The organism is Lewinella sp., assembly GCF_050633125.1.
Taxonomy (GTDB): domain Bacteria; phylum Bacteroidota; class Bacteroidia; order Chitinophagales; family Saprospiraceae; genus Lewinella.
In genome coordinates this window covers 1-869 of the sequence record NZ_JBOEFX010000248.1, presented here as the reverse complement: position 1 = coordinate 869, position 869 = coordinate 1, and the positions used below count along the sequence as shown (strand labels likewise).

At 50.9% G+C, this 869-nt stretch carries 1 protein-coding gene; it reads left to right on the top strand.

Going from position 1 to position 869, the window contains the following annotated elements; genetic code table 11:
• On the top strand, window positions 1-869 hold an 869-nt coding region (locus ACRBG0_RS28695), incomplete at both ends, for a thrombospondin type 3 repeat-containing protein (protein ID WP_431490253.1).

The window sequence follows — 869 nt, the reverse complement described above, 5'->3', positions numbered from 1 at the left end:
ATTACGAGTGTACTCTTCAGTACTTCACTAGGGGCACAAAGTGCGGAAAGCCCCGAGGCTTGGTCTTTCCGTTATGTTTCCAGTAATTTCCAATGGCCACTGGATAACAATTCGGGCCTTTCTCGCGATGACTTTAGCGGCGGTTTAGAATTCGAGTATTTTCGTTACCTCAACGATAATTTTGATGTAAGCTTCCCTTTCCGGATAGCTTCGGCCCAACACCCACAGGATGCTGCTGGTAGCAGAACCCGGCAAGCCGTCAATATTGGCCTTGATGTATTGTTAAACCTTAATCTTTACAAAGGCGATGTCTTTCGCCCACGCTTATTTGCCGGTGTCGGTGGCTTGCTGCTAGAGACCTCTGATTTGTCGCTGGATGTTCCCCTTGGTTTGGGTTTAGACTTCTACCTGGGGCGTAACACCTCCCTTTCGACCACTTTTGCCTACCACTACAACAGCGTTGATCTACGTGATCACTTTATCGCTGGTATTGGCTTTCACATCGCTATTGATGATTATGAAGAGCCTGCACCTGTTGTTCTCGATCGCGATGGTGATGGTATCGTTGATGCAGAAGACCTTTGTCCTGACACCCCAGGTATTGTGGCCCTCAATGGTTGCCCAGACGCCGACGGCGACGGTATCAAAGACAGCAGCGACAAATGCCCGGACACCCCTGGTATCGCTAAATTTGAAGGTTGCCCCGATACCGATGGTGATGGCTTGATGGACAGCGAAGACAAGTGTCCGGAAACTGCCGGCCCACTAGATAACGAAGGTTGCCCCGTTACCGACCGCGATGGCGACGGCGTAGAAGATGCCCAAGACAACTGCCCCGACGTAAAAGGAACCGTAGCCAACAATGGCTG